Genomic DNA, 18963 nt, shown 5'->3' on the forward strand with positions numbered 1-18963 from the left:
GCACAGCGTCGAACCGATGGCTTAAAGCCAATTGCCCCACTTATTCAATCTTGTAATATCTCAGATCAACTATTGGCGCAAGCGTATCCACTTTTGTAAAATAATCGATCAAGGCATTTCTAATTTTATAATCAATGTCCGTCACCTTCAAGGCGTCTTTAAAAAAAAACATATCATCACCGCCGGAGACCAGATAGTCGGAAGTAGCCACATAATAACTTTTCTTCTCATCAAAAGGTACCCCCTGAATGGTTAAGGATTTGATACTATCGTCCTTGTCCAAAACCAACTGAATACCTGCAATTGGGTGTGCTCTTTTGGACCTAATAAGATAGGTCAGCATTTCTTTTACGGATTGCCCTTTCAATTCCACTACCACCGTATTGTTTTCAAAGGGCATCACCTCAAAGGCCGTTCGGGCAGAGACCTTTCCCTTGGAAATACTGGATCGGATACCTCCATGGTTTAATAATACAAAATCCAAATCCTTTCCCGTTCTGCTTTTAAATATAGGAGCCGCTTGCTCCAAAATGATATCCGCCATAAGGTTACCGGCCGTGGTATTGTAAATTCCGTCCGTTTTGGAAATGTCCAAAGAAGCATATGCCAATGTACTGTCCAACATTTTTTCTACATGATTATGGTAGGGCAGAATAAAATTGGAAATTGAATCCACAACCGCATAGGTACTATCTACAATCAGTTGTTTTCCTTCAATATTAATGAGTCTGTCCTGAGATTGACGGCAGGCTATCATTCCCATAAATGTTATAAATAAAACAAAATGTTTTATTTTTAAACAACCAAAGTGTTTTAACTTCGTCATACAGTTGAACGGATATTATTTACATTTGTAGAAATGTAAAAATACATGTTTTTAAAAGGAATTAAGGACAGGTTTAAACAGAAATTCGGACTTAAATTTATCAAACAGGAGCTCGAAAAACCGGGATACGTAAGTACCCGTGAAAAGGGGATAAGTTCTTTGGGTTGTATTGTGGATTTGGACAAATTCGATAAGACCGATGTGTTCTATCAGTTTTTGGATGATTTTTCCTTAAGGCCGAATGCGGTGAAAATCATAGGCTATAAAAGCTACTATGACAAGAATTCTCCGTATTCCACCCCGATATTTTCGGATAAAGACTTGGGTTGGAACGGCGAAATCGAAAACAGTTATGCGTTGGAGTTCTTGAACAGGGAATACGATCTATTGGTGAACTATTATGATGAAAACAACCTGTTGCTGAATTTGATGTCCATCAAGACCAAAGCAAGGATCAAAGTAGGATTCGGAACTGTGGGACCGGATTACAACGACCTGATAATGAACACCCCAATGTCCGATTTTAAAACGTTCAAACTGGAATTGAAAAAGTATTTAGGCGTTTTTAAAGAAATATAGTGTATGGAAAAGTTAAAGGGAACAGGTGTGGCGTTGATAACCCCGTTTACGGCGTCGGGTTCTATAGATGTGGAAGCCTTGAAAGAAATAGTTTCCTTTACTATTGAAGGAGGTGTGGACTACCTTGTGGTTTTGGGTACCACGGCAGAATCTGTCACCCTTTCCAAACGCGAAAAGCAATTGGTCAAGGATACCATAATCGAGGCAAACGAGGGTAGGCTTCCATTGGTAATAGGTATAGGGGGGAACAATACCGCTGCTTTGGTAGAAGAACTCCAAACCACGGACCTTAGCCATTTTGATGCGGTACTTTCCGTTTCGCCCTACTACAACAAACCGACTCAGGAAGGAATTTATCAACATTATAAGGCTTTGGCCGAAGCTTCTCCCTTACCTATAATTCTTTATAACGTGCCGGGTAGGACTGGAAGCAATATGTTGCCAAGTACTACGCTCAGGTTGGCACGGGATTTTGAAAATATCGTTGCCATAAAGGAGGCCTGTGGAAATATGGTACAAGTAATGGAATTGATTGAACAAAGACCTAAAGGCTTCTTGGTGCTTTCTGGGGATGATATTACCGCTTTGCCCACTATTTTGGCCGGTGGAGAAGGTGTCATTTCCGTTATAGGTCAAGGTTTGCCCTCCGTATTTTCACAAATGGTAGGTCTTGGAATGGATGGCAACAGTGACGAGGCCTATGAATTGCACTACATGATGCAAGAAGGGATGGGCCTTATTTTTGAGGAAGGCAATCCTGCCGGTATAAAGGCAATTTTTGAGATTCTGGGTATGTGCAGGGCATCGGTACGGTTGCCACTATTGGAAGCATCTTCAGGTCTAAAGAATAAAATAGCCGATTTTATAGCTTCCCTTACCAAGATTCCGGCATAACCCCATCGGCGTTAAATCCATGCCAAATACGACGGGTTTATCCAATAACGGTCCTATTTTTAGCGGATTAAAAATGTTTTTTAAATCCGTTGATAATCACTAATTTTGCAAAATGTTTTTCAAAATGAGAAAATTTATTGCTTTTGGTCTGCTGTTGGTTGTTTTTCAATCCTGTAGCGAGTACCAAAAAGTGCTCAAGAACGAGGATTTGAAGGCAAAATACGACCTTGCCGAAAAATTCTACGATGCAAAGGACTTTAAGCGGGCAAATAGGCTTTTAGAGCAGATTGCGCCTAAATACGTAGGCAAACCCCAAGGTGAGCGGGTAATGTTCTTTTTGGCGAACAGTTATTTTGAGCGCGGGGATTATAACATGGCCGGATATCAATTTGAGCGGTTTATAAAATCGTATCCAAAAAGCGATAAAATTACCGAAGCATCGTTTTTAGGTGCCAAAAGTTACTATGAGCTTTCCCCCACCTATTCCTTGGACCAGACCGATACGGACAAGGCGCTTTTAAAATTACAGAACTTTATTAACACGTATCCAGAGTCGGAATTCTTTGACGATGCCAATGCCATGGCCCAGGAGCTCACACGAAAAAAGGAGAAAAAAGCGTTTGAGATTCTCAAGCAATATAACAAGCTTGGGGAATTTAATTACGATATGTTGAAATCTGCCATTGCTGCAAGCGATAACTTTATTTCGGATTTTCCTGGTTCCATTTACAGGGAGGACGCCTATTTTATTAAAGTAGATGCCCTAACACATTTGGCCATCAATAGTTTTGAAAGCCTTCAGGAGGAGCGACTTACTGAAGCTATGGAAGCATATAAAACGTTGATGAAACAATTTCCAAGTACAAAATATGAAAAGGAATCTGCTGAGCTCTTGAAGCGGATCAATAACGAATTACAGAAATTCAACACCATAGAAGAATCAAAATAATTAGTTTTAGTATGAACATGAACGATTTAAAAAACTCAAAAGCGCCTGTATCAACGGTGACCATTAACCGAAATGAGTTTGATGCCCCTACCAACAATATTTACGAGGCAATTTCCATTGCTTCTAAGCGTGCCGTACAGATCAATTCCGAAATTAAGAAAGAATTGCTCGAGAAATTGGAGGAGTTCGCCACCTATAGTGATAGCCTGGAAGAGGTTTTTGAGAACAAGGAACAAATAGAAGTTTCCAAATTCTACGAAAAGCTTCCCAAACCACACGCCTTAGCAGTAGAAGAGTGGTTGAATGATAAAATTTACCACAGAAATACGGAGAAAGACGTATAGAAAATATGTTGGAAGGCAAAAACATCCTCTTAGGCATAACCGGAGGGATAGCTGCCTATAAGACGACCTTTCTAGTACGTTTATTGATAAAAGCTGGCGCTAAGGTTAAAATCGTTCTTACCGAAAGCGCCAGTTGCTTTGTATCCCCGTTGACCCTTGCCACGCTCTCAAAAAATCCCGTAGTTTCCAATTTCGTCAAGACAGAAAACAATACGACCGATTGGAACAACCACGTGGAATTGGGACTCTGGGCGGATATCATGCTTATAGCCCCCGCAACCGCCAACACGCTTTCAAAAATGGCAAGCGGGGCTGCAGACAATATCCTTTTGGCATGTTACCTATCGGCAAAATGCCCCGTTTTTTTTGCTCCTGCGATGGATTTGGACATGTACCAACATCCTACTACAAAAAAGTCTTTCGAGGCACTGGAGTCTTTTGGAAATTTGATGATTCCTGCGGCTTCCGGTGAATTGGCCAGTGGACTGCATGGAGAAGGAAGGATGGCGGAGCCCGAGGCTATCGTACAGTTTCTATCCAATTATTTGTCCGCCGGGCTTCCCTTAAAGAATAAAAAGGTATTGATTACCGCTGGGCCTACCTACGAAGCCATTGATCCCGTGCGTTTCATTGGAAATCATTCTTCCGGATTGATGGGGTTTGAATTGGCGAAGGCTGCATCAGATCTAGGTGCAGAAGTCTTTTTGGTATCCGGACCTTCAAAATATGAAGCAGCCAATGAAAGCATACATTTGATTCGGGTTGTCTCCGCCGATGAGATGTATGAAAAGGCCCACAGGCATTTCGCCGATTCTGACATTGTCATTTGTGCGGCCGCTGTGGCCGACTACAAGCCGAAAGTCAAATCGGCCAAAAAAATAAAAAAATCCGATGCCGAATTGCAAATTGACCTTGTTAAAAACAGGGATATTTTGTATTCCTTCGGTCAAGAAAAAAAATCTCAATTTCTGGTCGGTTTCGCCTTGGAAACGGAAAACGAACTGGAAAATGCAAAATCGAAGCTCAAACGTAAGAATTTGGATGCCATCGTTTTGAACTCCATGAACGATCAGGGAGCCGGATTTGGAGGCACCACCAACAAAATTAGCTTTATAGATACCAATTTGGAGATCCAAACGTTTGAATTAAAAACTAAGGCTGCAGTAGCCAAGGATATCCTGAACGAAATCATAAAAAGACGCTATGCGTAAGTTGTTATCGATCCTGTTAATTTTTCTAGGTATTTTATCGCTTCATGCGCAGGAATTGAATTGTACGGTGACTATAAATTCGGATCAGGTTTCACAAACCAACCAACAAATTTTCAAGACCTTGGAACGCTCCTTGAGTGATTTCGTCAATAAAAACAAGTGGACGAACAGAGTTTATAAGGAAAATGAACGGGTAAATGCCCAAATGTTCATAACGATTACGGACTATGAATCGGACCGATTTAGTGGTAACATCCAAATCCAATCCTCACGACCGGTCTACAACACTTCCTATGAAAGCCCGGTCTTCAATTATAAGGACAACCAGTTCAACTTTCAATACATAGAATTCCAACCTTTGGTCTTTAATGAAAATGTATTCGAATCCAACTTAGTGGCCGTGGTCGCTTATTATGTCTATATTATTTTGGGACTTGATGCGGATACGTTTTCCTTGGAAGGCGGTACCGATTTCTATCGAAAGGCCCAAAGTATCGTAACGCAAGCCCAAGGTAGTAATTATAGTGGTTGGACACAAACAACGGATCGTAGCAGATTTGAATTGGTGGACAATTTACTATCCAATACGTATAAAGAATATCGCGTGGCGATGTACAACTATCATAGAAAAGGTTTGGATATTTTGGCCGATAACAACAGCACTGGAAAGCAAATCATTGCAGGTACCATGAACCTGTTCCAGACCATGATAAATAGAAGGCCCAATGCTTTTCTGATTCAGACCTTTTTTGATGCCAAGTCAGAGGAAATCCAGAATATCTTCTCCGATGGTCCCAAGGTGGATATTGTAAAACTAAAGGAGACCCTCAACAAAATTGCCCCCCTGTATTCCAGCACTTGGAATGAAATTAAGTATTGATTTTTTGGCTTTTGGCCATTTGCTGTTCGCTGTACGCACAACGCTAATCGCTACTAGATTAATAGCGCAACAGACATTTGGAATTTGAATTTTTAATTCATTTTTCCAACAAATAGCTAATTATTTTTCGTTTTTCACTGTCCGCTGAACGAAAAGCGCTATTCGCACTAAAATTTAATATTTTCCACTTTTAACTTTTGACTTTTCGTTTTGAACTTGAACTTGTTCTTGAATTTGATTTTGATACCCTAAATAGATTACCTTTGATTTTCTAAAAATTCAAGGATTTGCTGACCAATCTTTCCATTGACAATTACGCACTGATCGATAGTCTAGAAGTCGGTTTGGATGCTGGTTTTACCATTATCACCGGTGAAACGGGTGCCGGAAAATCCATTTTTTTGGGAGGTCTTTCCTTGGTATTGGGAAAGCGGGCGGATCTGTCTTCTCTGAGGGACAAAGAACGCAAGTGCGTTATAGAAGCCTATTTCCAGATTAAGAACTATGGTCTCCAATCGTTTTTTAAGGAGAATGATTTGGATTATGAGGATAGTTCGGTAATTCGAAGGGAAATTCTCCCCAGTGGCAAATCGAGGGCATTCATTAACGATACCCCGGTAACCTTGGATGTGCTGTCCCAATTGGGTGACCGACTCATAGACATCCATTCCCAACATCAAACGTTGCGATTGACCGAGATCGATTTTCAATTAAAATTGATTGACGCCTTGGCGGACAATAAGTCTGGACTCCATGAATTTAGAAAGACGTTGTCTTCCTATACATCCACAAAATCGGCACTTGAGGAACTTATCGAGTTTCAAAATAACGCCCTAAAGGAACAGGACTATAATGATTTTTTATTGACTGAACTGGAAGCGGCGCCCTTAAAGGAAGGTATTTTGGAAGAATTGGAAGAGCAATACGAGCAATTGAACAATGTTGAATTGATCATGGAGGAACTTTCCAAGGGCGACCAATTGATGAACGACGAACAGATCGGACTAACAACACTCTTGTCCGACTTAAAAAGCACTCTCTCCCGACTGTCCGGTTTTGGGAAGCAATATGAAAACCTACACGAGCGCATCCAATCTATTTATATTGAAATGGATGACATAAATGCGGAGCTGCAGGCTTTTCAGGATGGTGTAGAGTCCAATCCGGAGCTTTTGGAACAGACCAACACCAAATTGCAGTTACTGTACAATCTACAGAAAAAACACGGGGTTTCTGAAATATCGGAATTGATTAAAATAAGGGAGGAACTTTCCCAAAAAGCCTTTGAAACCGCCCATGTGGATGAAAAGATATCCATCAAAAGGAGGGAACTCCAAGACTTGGAATCCTCATTGGAGGAGCAGGCACTGGTATTAAGGGAACGCAGGAATGCCATCATACCTGATTTAAAAAACCAGTTGGAATCGGATTTGGCCCACTTGGGAATGCCCAGTGCTTCCTTCAGAATCCAACTGGAAAGTACGGATGCGTTTAGGACCAACGGCATGGACGAGCTATCTTTTTTGTTCACGGCCAATAAAGGAAGTGATTATGGCGAACTTAAAAAAGTGGCATCGGGCGGTGAACTTTCCAGGATCATGTTGGTCATAAAGGCCATTTTGGCGAAATACGAAAAATTGCCCACCATCATGTTCGATGAAATTGACACGGGCGTATCCGGGGAAATATCGAACCGTATGGCGGACATCATGAAGGAAATGAGCAAGGATATGCAGGTATTTACCATTACGCACCTGCCACAGGTCGCATCCAAGGGCAATCACCATTTTAAAGTATTTAAGACCGATACGACCGATGGAACCAGTACCAACATGCGCAAACTGTCCAATGATGAAAGAGTAGTGGAACTCGCCCAAATGCTAGGAGGCAACGAACTATCTGATTCCGCCTTGGCGCATGCCCGGCAATTGCTAAATTAAATCCGAAGGGGTAAAATCGGATTGGTATATTTTAAATATCTTTGAAAAATTAACAACTGAAAGAACCAACGAACATGGCCTATAATCTATTGAAAGGAAAAAAGGGAATCATTTTTGGCGCTTTGGATGCCAATTCAATCGCATGGAAAACGGCGGAACGTGTACATGAGGAAGGTGGAACATTTGTCCTAACCAATGCTCCCATAGCGATGCGAATGGGGCAGATCAAGGAGTTGGCCGAAAAGACGGGTTCCGAAATTATTCCCGCCGATGCCACGAACGAGGAAGATTTGTCCAATTTAGTGACCAAGTCGATGGAAATTTTGGGGGGCAAGTTGGATTTTGTACTACATTCTATAGGGATGTCAGTGAATGTGCGAAAGGGAAGGGCCTATACCGATGAAAACTATGATTTTACGGCAAAAGGCTGGGATGTTTCCGCGCTATCCTTTCATAAAGTAATGCAATCCTTATACAAGAACGATGCAATGAACGAATGGGGCAGTATTGTTGCCTTAACATATATGGCCGCACAGCGAACTTTTCCAGACTATAATGATATGGCCGATAATAAAGCCTATCTGGAATCCGTAGCCCGTAGTTTTGGTTATTTCTTCGGTAAGGAAAAGAAGGTTCGGGTCAATACTATTTCCCAATCCCCAACTGCAACCACTGCCGGTCAGGGTATCAAGGGCTTTGATGGCTTTATTAATTACGCGGAAAAAATGTCGCCTTTGGGGAATGCCACTGCCCAAGATTGTGCAGACTATACCCTAACCTTATTCTCAGACCTAACAAGAAAAGTGACCATGCAGAATCTTTTTCATGATGGCGGATTCTCCAATACAGGCGTTAGTCAGGAGGTGATAGATAAATTCTAACAAGATTTTCCGAGGATTATCGGGGATTTTAATTGTGTGAAATGAGCATATAATATATTGATATCCAGTAAGATGGGTATTTTGAATTACATCAAATCTGTTAAAAACAATAAAAATAAACAGATGAAAATTTGAAATGAATTTATCATTTTCGTTTATAATCCCGGTATATAACAGGCCCAGCGAAATAGAGGAACTTTTGGAGAGTCTTTTAAAACAGACCTATCCCAAGGAATTTGAAGTTGTGGTTATTGAAGATGGTTCCACAGTTCCCTCAAAAGAGGTTGTTGCAAGTTATGAGGGACAACTCAATATATCCTATTTTCAAAAACCAAATTCTGGCCCAGGGGATTCCCGTAATTATGGTATGAAAAAGGCCAAGGGGAACTATTTCATTGTCCTGGATTCCGATTGCATTCTACCGCCACAATATTTGGAGGAGGCTGAAAAAAGCCTAACCCAGGAATTTGTACATTGCTATGGCGGCCCTGATGCGGCACACTCCTCCTTTAGTGATGTGCAAAAGGCAATCAATTATGCCATGACCTCCTTTTTGACCACAGGCGGAATCCGCGGAAGAAGGGATGCCGTAAATAAATTCCAGCCCAGAAGTTTTAATATGGGCATTTCAAAGGAAGCATTTGAAGCTACTGGCGGTTATGGGAATATCCATCCCGGCGAAGACCCAGATTTGACGATTCGTATCTGGGAAAAGGGTTATGAGACAAAATTGATACCCGAAGCCTTTGTATACCATAAAAGAAGGATAGACTGGAACAAATTTTACATACAGGTCAGGAAATTTGGAATGGTACGCCCCATACTTAACAAGTGGCACCCAACAACGGCAAAATTGACCTATTGGTTTCCCACATTGTTTATTTTATTCCTCTTAACATCTATTGGATTCGCTTTTTTGGGTTTTAAGGCTCCTTTAATTTGCGTTTTGATTTACTTTCTGGTCTTGTTTATGGATGCTACTGTTAGCACTAAAAGCTTAAAAGTGGGCAGTATGGCTGTTTTCGCTACGTTGGTGCAATTTGGCGGCTATGGTTTTGGTTTTTTGAAGTCTACTTTTTATACTACATTTAGTAGTAGGACACCGGAGGAAATTTTTCCGAAATTATTTTTTAGAACTTAGGATAGGTTGTGATCATAGAGCGAATAAAGACTGGATTAAAAAAGCGTAAGGTCAAGGTATTTTTGGTCTTTTTATTTTTCTCCTTTTTGGCATGGTTGGTAAACAATCTTGCCCAAACGTTTGTAGGTACAACCTCTTTTGAATTGAACTATGTAAATGTTCCACCAGAGTATCTCTTATTAGAAAATCCTAGAAGTGAACTACGGGTTCGGTTACGTGCGGTAGGCTTTCAATTTATTGGGTTTGGCATCAGAAAAAAGAGCATCCAGATCAATTTATCGGACATACAAAAGAAGTCGGATCGCTTTTACATACCTCCATCCGTTTACAGAAAGCAAGTACGAGATCAACTATCCAACAACATGGAACTGCTGGATATGGACAACGACACGATTTTTGTGAAATTGACTACACTTGAATCCAAGGAAGTTCCTGTTTTACCAAAGCTCAACATTACATTTGCCAAGAACCACACACTTATGGACTCTTTGGTAATTGAACCCAAAACCATTGTTGTCAACGGCCCAAAACCCCAAATTGATACTATTTCGTCCGTTTCTACCTCCTATACGGAACTATTGAACCTAACTACTGATTTTACAAAGAAAATTACGTTGGTTAAATCCCGGGAATTGACCAAGACCAATTTTGAGCCTTCTATAGTGACAATTTCTGGGAAGATTTACAAATTTTCAGAACAGGTTTTTGAAGTTCCGGTCACTATGTTGAACCTACCGGATAGCGTTCAGGTCCGTATGTTCCCTGATGTCGTTCAGGTCGTTTGCCAAGCACCCTTGGAAGTGCTCAAAAAGATTTCCTCAGAGGATTTTCTGGTTTTGGCAGATTATGAAAAAATCGAGGAAAATAACCAAAATATGTTGCCCGTGGTGCTCCGGGAAAAACCGGAAAATATCAATAGTGCCATCCTAAGACCCCAGGAAGTTGAATTTATTTTAAAGAAGGAATAATACCTGACTTATAAAGAGGAAACTATTTTTAATTTATTACTTTTTGTGGCATCTAAAATTTTTTAAACGCTTTTAAACAGATGAAAATAATTGGCCTTACCGGAGGCATTGGTAGTGGAAAAACTACCGTAGCAAAGATGTTTGAAGAATTGGGTGTGCCTATTTATAATTCTGATTTGGAGGCCAAAAAACTTATGCATACCTCCAAAACCATTAGAAAAAAATTGGTAGACTTGTTTGGGGAAACGGCCTATCAAGATGGCAAATTGAACCGTTCATATATAGCAAAGTCGGTCTTTAACGACCCCAAATTATTGAAAAGGTTAAACAAAATTGTGCATCCTGTCGTTCGGAAACATTTTGTTAAATGGAGTGAAACTCAAAATGCCCCATATGTAATTCAAGAAACTGCATTGTTGTTTGAAAATGACGCCCAGGGTTTATATGATAAGGTTATTTTGGTCACTGCCCCTATGGAAGTACGCATAAAACGGCTTTTGGAACGGGACAACGCGACACGTGAGGAGATCTTGGCCCGAATGAACAATCAGTTGGAGGATTCAAAAAAGTTGCCCTTAGCGGATTATGTCATTGAAAATGTTAACCTAGAAAAAACTAGTGCAAAAGTGGATGAGATTCATTCTCGAATCCTTGATTTTTACTAAGGACTGCAAATTTTAACATTTGTGTTAAGGTTTGGTTAAACGTACTTAGGGCTTCCCTGTAAATAATTAATTTTAACATTATAATGAATAAGAGGTTATTTGTTCTCTTGGTAGTTCTAATGAGCCTTTCTCTCATTGGGTTGATTTTCATTCAAAGTATTTGGATAAAAAAATCCGTCGAGAACAAGGAAGAACAGTTTTCAAATGTTGTTTCCGAGGCTTTAAACAGTGTTACCAATCAAATAGAGGAGCGGGAGAAAAAAAATTATTACGATAGATATCTTTATGCTAAGGATAGTATCGGGGAATTGAAGGAAACCCATTTCAGAAATTTCTTTTTCATTGATAGGGATGTCAATTCCAATGAGATATTGTTGTATGAGCATGGTATCCTGGAGGAGGACTATGGAATTTCCTCAACGTTCTTTGATAATGGAGAAGTGGGCGATACCACTTTCATCAAAAACTATACAAGCAAGCGTACTACTTCTATCTTTAGGGAAGATTTAAATATAGATGGAAAAGGATATCGGCTTACACCTATCCAAAGATTGGAAAAAATAGGTGGTTTGAGGGATATAGACAAATATGCCGTTGAAGATCTTTTTACGAACTACGCCAAAAGGGTTCCCATTCACAAGCGCGTATCCAAACAGGAAATTGAGTTATTGGTACAGCGGGAATTAGCTGATAGGGGAGTGGATATAGCTTTTGAATATGGTGTATATAGCAATGGTCTGCCGACCAAGTTGAAATCCAGAAAATTCAAATATTCAGAAGTGAATATCTATAAGTCACCCCTATTTACGGATTTTGACGGTATTTCCAACTTTGACTTGTTGGTTTCATTTCCAAAAAAGAAGCGCTTTTTGGTCCAGTCCATTTTGGGATTGGCACTTTTGTCACTCCTTTTTACACTAATAATCGTCATTGCATATTCAGGGGCGATATACCAGTTGATCAGGCAAAAACAGATATCCGAGATAAAATCAGATTTCATCAACAACATGACGCATGAGTTCAAGACGCCCATTGCAACTATCAATCTTGCAGTTGAAGCGATTCGAAATCCAAAAATCATAGGTGACCAGGAAAAAGTTTCCCGCTATTTACAAATGATCAGGGACGAGAACAAACGTATGCACGCTCAAGTTGAAAATGTACTTCGTATCTCCAAATTGGAAAAAAATCAATTGGATATCAGTAAGGATAGAGTAGATGCGCATGATATAATTAACGATGCAATTACACATGTTGAACTTATCGTTCAGGATAGAGGGGGTTATATTGAAACCCATTTGGATGCACACCGTTCAGAAGTTTTGGCAAATGAGATGCATTTTACCAATGTTATTGTAAATATTTTGGATAATGCCATAAAATATTCAAATGATTCGCCAAAAATAGATGTATATACAGAAGTAGTCAAGAATAGTATTCTTATTAAAGTGCAGGATCAAGGAGCAGGGATGAGCAAGGCCGTATTAAAACGGGTATTTGAAAAATTTTATAGAGAACACACTGGGGATATTCACAATGTTAAGGGTCATGGATTAGGACTGGCCTATGTAAAAAAAATAGTAGATGATCATCAAGGGGAAGTATATGCGGAAAGTGAAAAAGACAAAGGAAGCACTTTCTACATTAAACTGCCTTTAATTTAAAAATTATGGAAACAGTAAATAAGAAAATACTTTTAGTAGAAGACGATCCAAACTTTGGTATTGTCCTTAAGGACTATTTGTCCATGAACGACTTTGATGTAACCTTGGCCAAAAATGGTATGGAGGGATTTGAAAAGTTTAAGAAGGACAACTATGACATCTGCATTTTGGATGTTATGATGCCCTATAAGGATGGGTTTACCTTGGCTAAAGAAATAAGGGAAAAGAACGAGAACGTTCCCATAGTTTTTTTAACGGCGAAAACCATGAAGGAGGATGTCCTAAAAGGTTATAAGGCGGGTGCCGATGATTATCTGAACAAACCTTTTGACTCTGAGGTGCTATTGATGAAAATAAAGGCCATACTTCAAAGAAAAGCATCCAGCAGCCTTGCCGATAGTAAAAAGTTCGAATTTGAAATTGGCGGTTTCCATCTCAATTCAAAACTTCGTTTTTTAAAGTACAAGGAAGAGGAAGCTATAAAATTGTCCCCAAAGGAGAACGAGCTGTTACGGCTTTTGGCTCTCCATGAAAATGATCTGATGCCTAGGGAATTGGCACTGACCAAAATCTGGAGAGATGACAATTACTTTACTTCCAGAAGTATGGACGTGTATATCGCCAAACTTAGAAAATACCTAAAACGAGATGAAAATGTTGAAATTTTGAACATCCATGGCGAGGGCTTCCGGTTGGTCATAAAAAATGAGGACGAATAATCGTGTCCTAACAATTATAAGAACAAAAAAGCACCTCACTAGGGTGCTTTTTTAATTTGAAAGAAGATGAAGAACCTGATTTACAATTTCTTCTGGAGAATGATCTATTGCTACTACAAGTGCGTTTTCTGGCTCCTCCAAAGTTTCAAATTGAGATTGCAACAATTCCTTGGGCATAAAATGCCCCTTTCTTAAACTAAGCCGATAACTAATTTGCTCCAAAGTACCCTTTAGAAATAGAAAAACAGCCACTTCTTCCAACCCATTCCTTAGCATTTCCCTATAGGTTGCTTTTAGTGCAGAACATACGATTACGGCCCCCTGTTCCCGATGTTTTATCCCCAATTCATTCAATGTTTCCAACCAACCTTTTCTATCATTATCATCTAAGGGAATCCCTTTGCTCATCTTATCTATGTTCGCTTGGGGATGGTAATTGTCACCATCAAAAAAGGCATAACCCAATTTCTTGGCCAAAAGGTTTCCAACGGTCGATTTTCCACAACCGGAAACACCCATTACGAAAATAATTTTTGTCTCATTCATTTTGTAATTCTTTGACCTTCCTATCAACTTTGGTAATCATTTTATCTGCAGTATTATCAAAATCCAACCACAGGACATCCTCGGTTTTTTTGAACCAGGTAATCTGTCTCTTGGCAAATCTTCGCGTATTTTTCTTGATTTCTGAAACTGCAAAATCCAAGGTCCAATTTCCATTTAAATACTCAAAAAGTTCTTTGTAACCTACCGTTTGCAGTGCGTTCAATTCGCTATATGCAACGAGGGATTTCACTTCTGCCAACAGACCGTCCTGCATCATACCATCCACCCTTTCATTAATTCTATAATAGACCACTTTTCTGTCGGCCATTAAACCAACGGATACCACTTTGAAGTTTCTTTTGTCTTTGGGCCTATTCAAAAAACTGGAATAAGGTTTTCCCGTACCAATACAGATTTCCAAGGCCCTTATGATACGATGGGGGTTTTGAATATCCATTTTTTGATAGTGATCGGGGTCGAGTTCCTTGAGTCTGGATTGTAAACTTTCAATTCCTATTTCGGCTAGCTCCCTGTTCAGTTTTTCACGTATGGCACTATCCACTTGGGGAAAGGAATCCAGTCCCTTGGTGACGGCATCCACATAAAGACCGCTACCACCCACCATGATTGCCACATGATTTTTTTGAAATATTCCCTTCAACATGTTTAGGGCATCCCTCTCAAAATCACCCACGGAATAGGGTTCAAGTATACTTTTATGCTGTATGAAATGATGAACGGCACTAGAAAGCTCGGTAGGGTTTGGTACAGCGGTACCTATTGACATTTCCTTAAAAAACTGTCGGGAATCCGCGGAAATGATTTCCGTTTTGTAATGATTTGCCAATAAAATGGCCAATCGCGTTTTTCCGATCGCCGTGGGACCAATTACAGAAATGAGCACTTTATTCATTCAGCAAACTTCCGCAATTATAACAATGGCTGGCATCGTCCCTATGGCCTTCCTTGGAACATGATGGACACGCTTGGGTGTTTACATGGACGAATTTTTCCACTTTATCCTCGCCCGTTTTTAAAGCCCTGGACCGTTTCCCAAATTCAACGGTTACCATCCCCGTTGGCACGGCAATAACACCATAACCCAGCAGCATAATAACGGTTGCTATGAACTGACCCTGTGGGGTTATGGGAGCAATATCTCCGTAACCTACCGTGGTTAAAGTAACTATGGTCCAATAAATACTCATTGGGATGCTGGTAAATCCAGCTTCGTCGCCTTCTACCAAATACATCAAAGTACCCAACATTACGGAAAGTATCAAAACGGCAAACAAAAAGACCGTAATCTTGGCGCTACTTGCTCTCAAAGCACTTTTCAATTGTGAGGCTTCGCCAAGAAAACGGACCAATTTCAATATCCTAAATACGCGCAACAATCTAAATGCCCGCACCGCCAACAAAACCTGGGAGCCCGCGAGCACATAGGAAAGGTATAAGGGAATCGTGGATAAAAAATCGATGATGCCGTAGAAACTGAAAATATACTTAAAGGGCTTTTGTATGCAAATGATTCTTGCGATGTACTCTATGGTGAAAAGAATGGTGACGACCCATTCCAAGGTAAGAAGTGTTCTATGATATTCCTCATCGATTTGCTTCACACTTTCCAACATAATCAACAGCACACTGAAGAGTATGACAAAAATAAGGACAATATCAAACCATTTGCCCATAGGGGTATCTGCCTCATAAATGATTTCATGAAGTTTCTGTTTCCAATCGGTATTTTCGCCCTTCTTGTTCAATGGTATTTACAAGGAAATCGTTTTCAATATTTTCCGTTTTCTTAGATATGATTCAATAATGAAATTGGCGTTTTGAGTGCCGTTCATTGGAGTTATCAAATTTTCTAAGATATGAATATTATTTATTTGATGGTTAAGGTCGTAATAACCAACACCCACCAAAGAACCTTTCCGAACCATAATGGCCGAATATTCACCTACCTCACGACCTTTATCCACCAACACCACTTCCTTATTCCTTAGCGAATATTTTTGCAGAGCTTCCAAAATCCGTTCATTGTAGGTTTCAACATCTTCCCTTTGAATACAGGCACCTTTGCATTTGCCTTCCAAATAGTTGGCACAGTTACCTCTGGCCTCACTTATGCCATTGATTTTGTCACATAGGTTGAATTCCCTAGTAATCTTAAACAAATGATTTTTGGCACTGAATTCCCCGTTGAAAAATCCCCAAGCGTCCGTACACTGATTTACCTTGACAGTTTTTAATCCCAAATACCCATATTCATTTTTTGAAAGACAGAGCGTATGGGAGAACATTCTTTTTCTTGGCATGGAATTGTATTTAGGCCTATTTTTTAATAGTTCTTGATGTTCTTTGAGCAGTGCCACCAATTCGCTGCCCGTTTTTTCATAGGTAACCTTTCTGGTATCCTTGGTCAGTTTTCTGGCCCGTTCCCCAGCCTTGGTAAATAGTTGGTTCACCTTTTTTTTGATATCGGTGCTTTTGCTCAAGTAAATGATATCCCCATCCTTGTTATGCATGTAAAAAACGCCGGTCTTATTGGGCATGCTTTGGACAATATCCAATTGTTTTTCAGAGAGTTCCCCATGCGCCTCTTTTCTAATGACATCCTGGATTATGGTCTTTCCCGTATCCTTTGCCAGCAGTAGCTTGAATAATTTTACGGTAGCCAGGGCATCTCCATTTGCCCGGTGACGGTCACTTACCGGAATACCCAGGGATCTAACCAATTTACCCAAACTATAGGATTCGGCATCGGGTAAAAGCACTTTGGACAAGTCGACCGTGCAGAGGCTTTTTCGCTCGTAGTTATAACCCAATCTACGAAATTCCGTTCTCAGTATACGATAGTCGAACTGAGCATTATGTGCTACTAGTACGGCATCCTCGGTAATTTCGATGATTCTTTTGGCAACCTCATGAAACCTGGGTGCGGTGCGGAGCATTTTGTTGTTTATGCCCGTTAAATTGACCACATACGGCTGGATTTCCTTTTCGGGATTGATCAAGCTGATAAAAGAATCGGTTACTTTATGCCCATCGAATTTATGAATCGCGATTTCCGTAATGCCCTCTTCATTGAATTTCCCTCCCGTCGTTTCTATATCCAGTATGGCGTACATAAAATAATTTCAATCCTATTTTGAACGTTGCACTAACACGTTTACTTGTAATTCCGTTTTCCAAAGATACTACTTCCAATGCGTACCATCGTGCTTCCTTCTTCAATGGCAACGGTATAATCGCCGCTCATTCCCATGGAAAGAATGGCTATTTGGGGAAGTGTATTTTTCAATTCGCGAAAAAGCCTGTTCAAGGTCCTGAATTCCCTTCTAACCTGTTCCATGTCATCCGTAAATGTGGCCATACCCATCAATCCTTGAACGGATATGTTCTGTAGTTTTTTGTATTCCGGATGGTGAATCAAATCGGTTATTTCATCGGCATCGAAACCAAATTTGGTATCTTCTTCGGCAATGTGTACCTGTAAAAGACAGGGGATTACCCGATTGTGCTTTTTCGCCTGTTTATCGATTTCGGATAATAATTTTATACTGTCAACCCCATGTATCAAGGAAACGAACTCCGCCATATATTTGACCTTATTGCGTTGTACGTGTCCGATCATATGCCATTGGATATCCTTGGGCATTTCCTCCCATTTTTGGACCATTTCCTGCACCTTGTTCTCCCCGAAGATTTTATGTCCGCTATGGTAGGCCTCCAGAATATCCGACACCGGTTTGGTTTTGGAAACCGCTACCAAGGTTACGCTTTCAGGAATCTCTTTTTTGATGGACCTAAGGTTTTCGGCTATGGACATGGATATTATTTAAACTGATTTGAAACGGTTTCGGCTTTTGTGTTTTCTGAATAATCATAAAAACCCTCCTTGGACTTAACACCCAATTTTCCTGCGGTAACCATGTTGACCAAAAGGGGGGAAGGTGCATATTTTGGATTTTTAAATCCGTCGTACATCACCTGTAAAATGGATAAACAAACATCCAACCCAATGAAATCTGCCAATTGCAACGGACCCATGGGGTGGGCCATACCCAATTTCATGACCGTATCTATTTCCACCACTCCGGCAACCCCATGATGTAGGGATTCTATGGCCTCGTTTATCATAGGCATAAGAATCCTATTGGCCACAAATCCGGGATAGTCGTTGACTTCGGTGGGTGTCTTTCCCAATTTCTTGGAAAGCTCCATAATCTGTTTTGTGGTTTCGTCCGAAGTAGAATATCCACGGATGATTTCCACCAATTGCATAATGGGCACTGGATTCATAAAATGCATCCCAATTACCTGGGATGGCCTAGAGGTCACCGAAGCAATCTGGGTAATGGAAATGGAGGATGTATTGGTTGCCAAGATAGCATCAGGTTTGCAGAAGGCATCCAATTTTTTAAAAATATCCAGCTTGATTTCCAATTTCTCTGAGGCGGCCTCTACGACCAGATCCACCTGTTTTACCTCGCTTTCCAAATCGGTATATGTAGCAATATTATCTAAAGTATTTTGTTTATCTACTTCGGATATTTTTTCCTTGGCCAGCATTCGGTCTAAATTCTTGGAAATGGTGGCAATACCCCTTTCAAGAGCATTTTCATTCAGGTCGATTAACTGTACCTTATAACCATTTTGGGCAAAAACATGGGCAATTCCGTTACCCATCGTTCCAGCACCTATCACCGCAATTTTTTCCATTCTTTCTTTTATTTAAAGCATTTAGGAG

20 protein-coding genes are annotated in these 18963 nt (G+C 40.3%); 13 read left to right on the forward strand and 7 right to left on the reverse strand.

What is annotated here, in order from left to right; translation table 11 throughout:
* Positions 1-40 precede the first annotated feature (40 nt).
* Positions 41-757 carry a 5'-nucleotidase C-terminal domain-containing protein gene (locus tag FEK29_RS09280; protein WP_240042710.1) on the reverse strand — a complete coding sequence of 239 codons (717 nt, stop codon included), beginning with the start codon at positions 755-757 and terminating at the stop codon, positions 41-43.
* Between the two features lie 114 nt (positions 758-871).
* On the opposite strand from FEK29_RS09280, the gene FEK29_RS09285 reads away from it, so the two are divergent.
* The 13 genes from FEK29_RS09285 (at position 872) to FEK29_RS09345 (ending at position 13661) form a co-directional block, all read left to right on the forward strand.
* Positions 872-1405: a DUF6913 domain-containing protein gene (locus FEK29_RS09285; RefSeq protein WP_138258149.1), complete on the forward strand. Its 534-nt coding sequence runs from the start codon at positions 872-874 to the stop codon at positions 1403-1405.
* Between the two features lie 3 nt (positions 1406-1408).
* Complete coding sequence (dapA, locus tag FEK29_RS09290) at positions 1409-2299, forward strand: 4-hydroxy-tetrahydrodipicolinate synthase (RefSeq protein WP_138258150.1); 891 nt, start codon at positions 1409-1411, stop codon at positions 2297-2299.
* A gap of 124 nt (positions 2300-2423) precedes the next feature.
* The gene (locus FEK29_RS09295; protein ID WP_240042711.1) at positions 2424-3248 is read left to right on the forward strand and encodes an outer membrane protein assembly factor BamD; all 825 of its coding nucleotides are present in this window, start codon (positions 2424-2426) and stop codon (positions 3246-3248) included.
* An 11-nt stretch (positions 3249-3259) separates the two neighbouring features.
* The gene (locus FEK29_RS09300) at positions 3260-3592 is read left to right on the forward strand and encodes a DNA-directed RNA polymerase subunit omega (protein ID WP_193554886.1); all 333 of its coding nucleotides are present in this window, start codon (positions 3260-3262) and stop codon (positions 3590-3592) included.
* Positions 3593-3597: 5 nt separating this feature from the next.
* Entirely contained in the window at positions 3598-4803 is a 1206-nt protein-coding gene (gene coaBC / locus FEK29_RS09305) for a bifunctional phosphopantothenoylcysteine decarboxylase/phosphopantothenate--cysteine ligase CoaBC (protein WP_138258152.1), read from the forward strand.
* A complete protein-coding gene (gene porD / locus FEK29_RS09310) occupies positions 4796-5683 on the forward strand; it encodes a type IX secretion system protein PorD (protein WP_138258153.1) in 888 nt (295 codons plus the stop codon). The genes coaBC and porD overlap by 8 nt, the downstream gene beginning before the upstream one ends.
* A 287-nt stretch (positions 5684-5970) precedes the next feature.
* On the forward strand, positions 5971-7623 hold the full coding sequence (recN, locus tag FEK29_RS09315; protein WP_138258154.1) for a DNA repair protein RecN: 1653 nt from the start codon (positions 5971-5973) through the stop codon (positions 7621-7623).
* A 74-nt stretch (positions 7624-7697) separates the two neighbouring features.
* On the forward strand, positions 7698-8504 hold the full coding sequence (locus FEK29_RS09320; protein WP_138258155.1) for an enoyl-ACP reductase FabI: 807 nt from the start codon (positions 7698-7700) through the stop codon (positions 8502-8504).
* 136 nt (positions 8505-8640) lie between these two features.
* Positions 8641-9645: a glycosyltransferase gene (locus FEK29_RS09325; protein ID WP_138258156.1), complete on the forward strand. Its 1005-nt coding sequence runs from the start codon at positions 8641-8643 to the stop codon at positions 9643-9645.
* A gap of 8 nt (positions 9646-9653) precedes the next feature.
* Positions 9654-10613 carry a CdaR family protein gene (locus FEK29_RS09330; RefSeq protein WP_138258157.1) on the forward strand — a complete coding sequence of 320 codons (960 nt, stop codon included), beginning with the start codon at positions 9654-9656 and terminating at the stop codon, positions 10611-10613.
* A gap of 80 nt (positions 10614-10693) precedes the next feature.
* Positions 10694-11278, forward strand: coding sequence for a dephospho-CoA kinase (gene coaE / locus FEK29_RS09335; protein WP_138258158.1), 585 nt, complete (start codon positions 10694-10696; stop codon positions 11276-11278).
* Positions 11279-11361: 83 nt separating this feature from the next.
* Entirely contained in the window at positions 11362-12942 is a 1581-nt protein-coding gene (locus tag FEK29_RS09340) for a sensor histidine kinase (protein ID WP_138258159.1), read from the forward strand.
* A 5-nt stretch (positions 12943-12947) separates the two neighbouring features.
* Entirely contained in the window at positions 12948-13661 is a 714-nt protein-coding gene (locus tag FEK29_RS09345; RefSeq protein WP_138258160.1) for a response regulator transcription factor, read from the forward strand.
* Between the two features lie 51 nt (positions 13662-13712).
* Here the strand turns inward: FEK29_RS09345 and FEK29_RS09350 are convergent, their stop codons facing one another.
* Genes FEK29_RS09350 through FEK29_RS09375 form a run of 6 tightly spaced genes read right to left on the reverse strand, consistent with a single transcriptional unit; the run spans position 13713 to position 18935 of the window.
* Positions 13713-14207, reverse strand: coding sequence for a gluconokinase (locus tag FEK29_RS09350; protein ID WP_138258161.1), 495 nt, complete (start codon positions 14205-14207; stop codon positions 13713-13715).
* Positions 14200-15120, reverse strand: a complete 921-nt coding sequence (gene miaA / locus FEK29_RS09355) for a tRNA (adenosine(37)-N6)-dimethylallyltransferase MiaA (protein WP_138258162.1) — start codon at positions 15118-15120, stop codon at positions 14200-14202. The genes FEK29_RS09350 and miaA overlap by 8 nt, the downstream gene beginning before the upstream one ends.
* On the reverse strand, positions 15113-15973 hold the full coding sequence (locus FEK29_RS09360; protein WP_240042712.1) for an ion transporter: 861 nt from the start codon (positions 15971-15973) through the stop codon (positions 15113-15115). Before FEK29_RS09360 ends, miaA begins: the two co-directional genes overlap by 8 nt.
* Before the next feature lie 6 nt (positions 15974-15979).
* Positions 15980-17341 (reverse strand): exonuclease domain-containing protein, encoded by a 1362-nt coding sequence (locus FEK29_RS09365; protein WP_138258163.1) that lies wholly within the window; start codon positions 17339-17341, stop codon positions 15980-15982.
* Between the two features lie 41 nt (positions 17342-17382).
* The gene (locus FEK29_RS09370) at positions 17383-18042 is read right to left on the reverse strand and encodes a YggS family pyridoxal phosphate-dependent enzyme (RefSeq protein ID WP_138258164.1); all 660 of its coding nucleotides are present in this window, start codon (positions 18040-18042) and stop codon (positions 17383-17385) included.
* Between the two features lie 5 nt (positions 18043-18047).
* Entirely contained in the window at positions 18048-18935 is an 888-nt protein-coding gene (locus FEK29_RS09375; RefSeq protein WP_138258165.1) for a 3-hydroxyacyl-CoA dehydrogenase family protein, read from the reverse strand.
* Between the last annotated feature and the right edge of the window lie 28 nt (positions 18936-18963).

Source organism: Maribacter aurantiacus, from assembly GCF_005780245.1.
In the GTDB taxonomy this organism is placed as follows: Bacteria; Bacteroidota; Bacteroidia; order Flavobacteriales; family Flavobacteriaceae; genus Maribacter; species Maribacter flavus.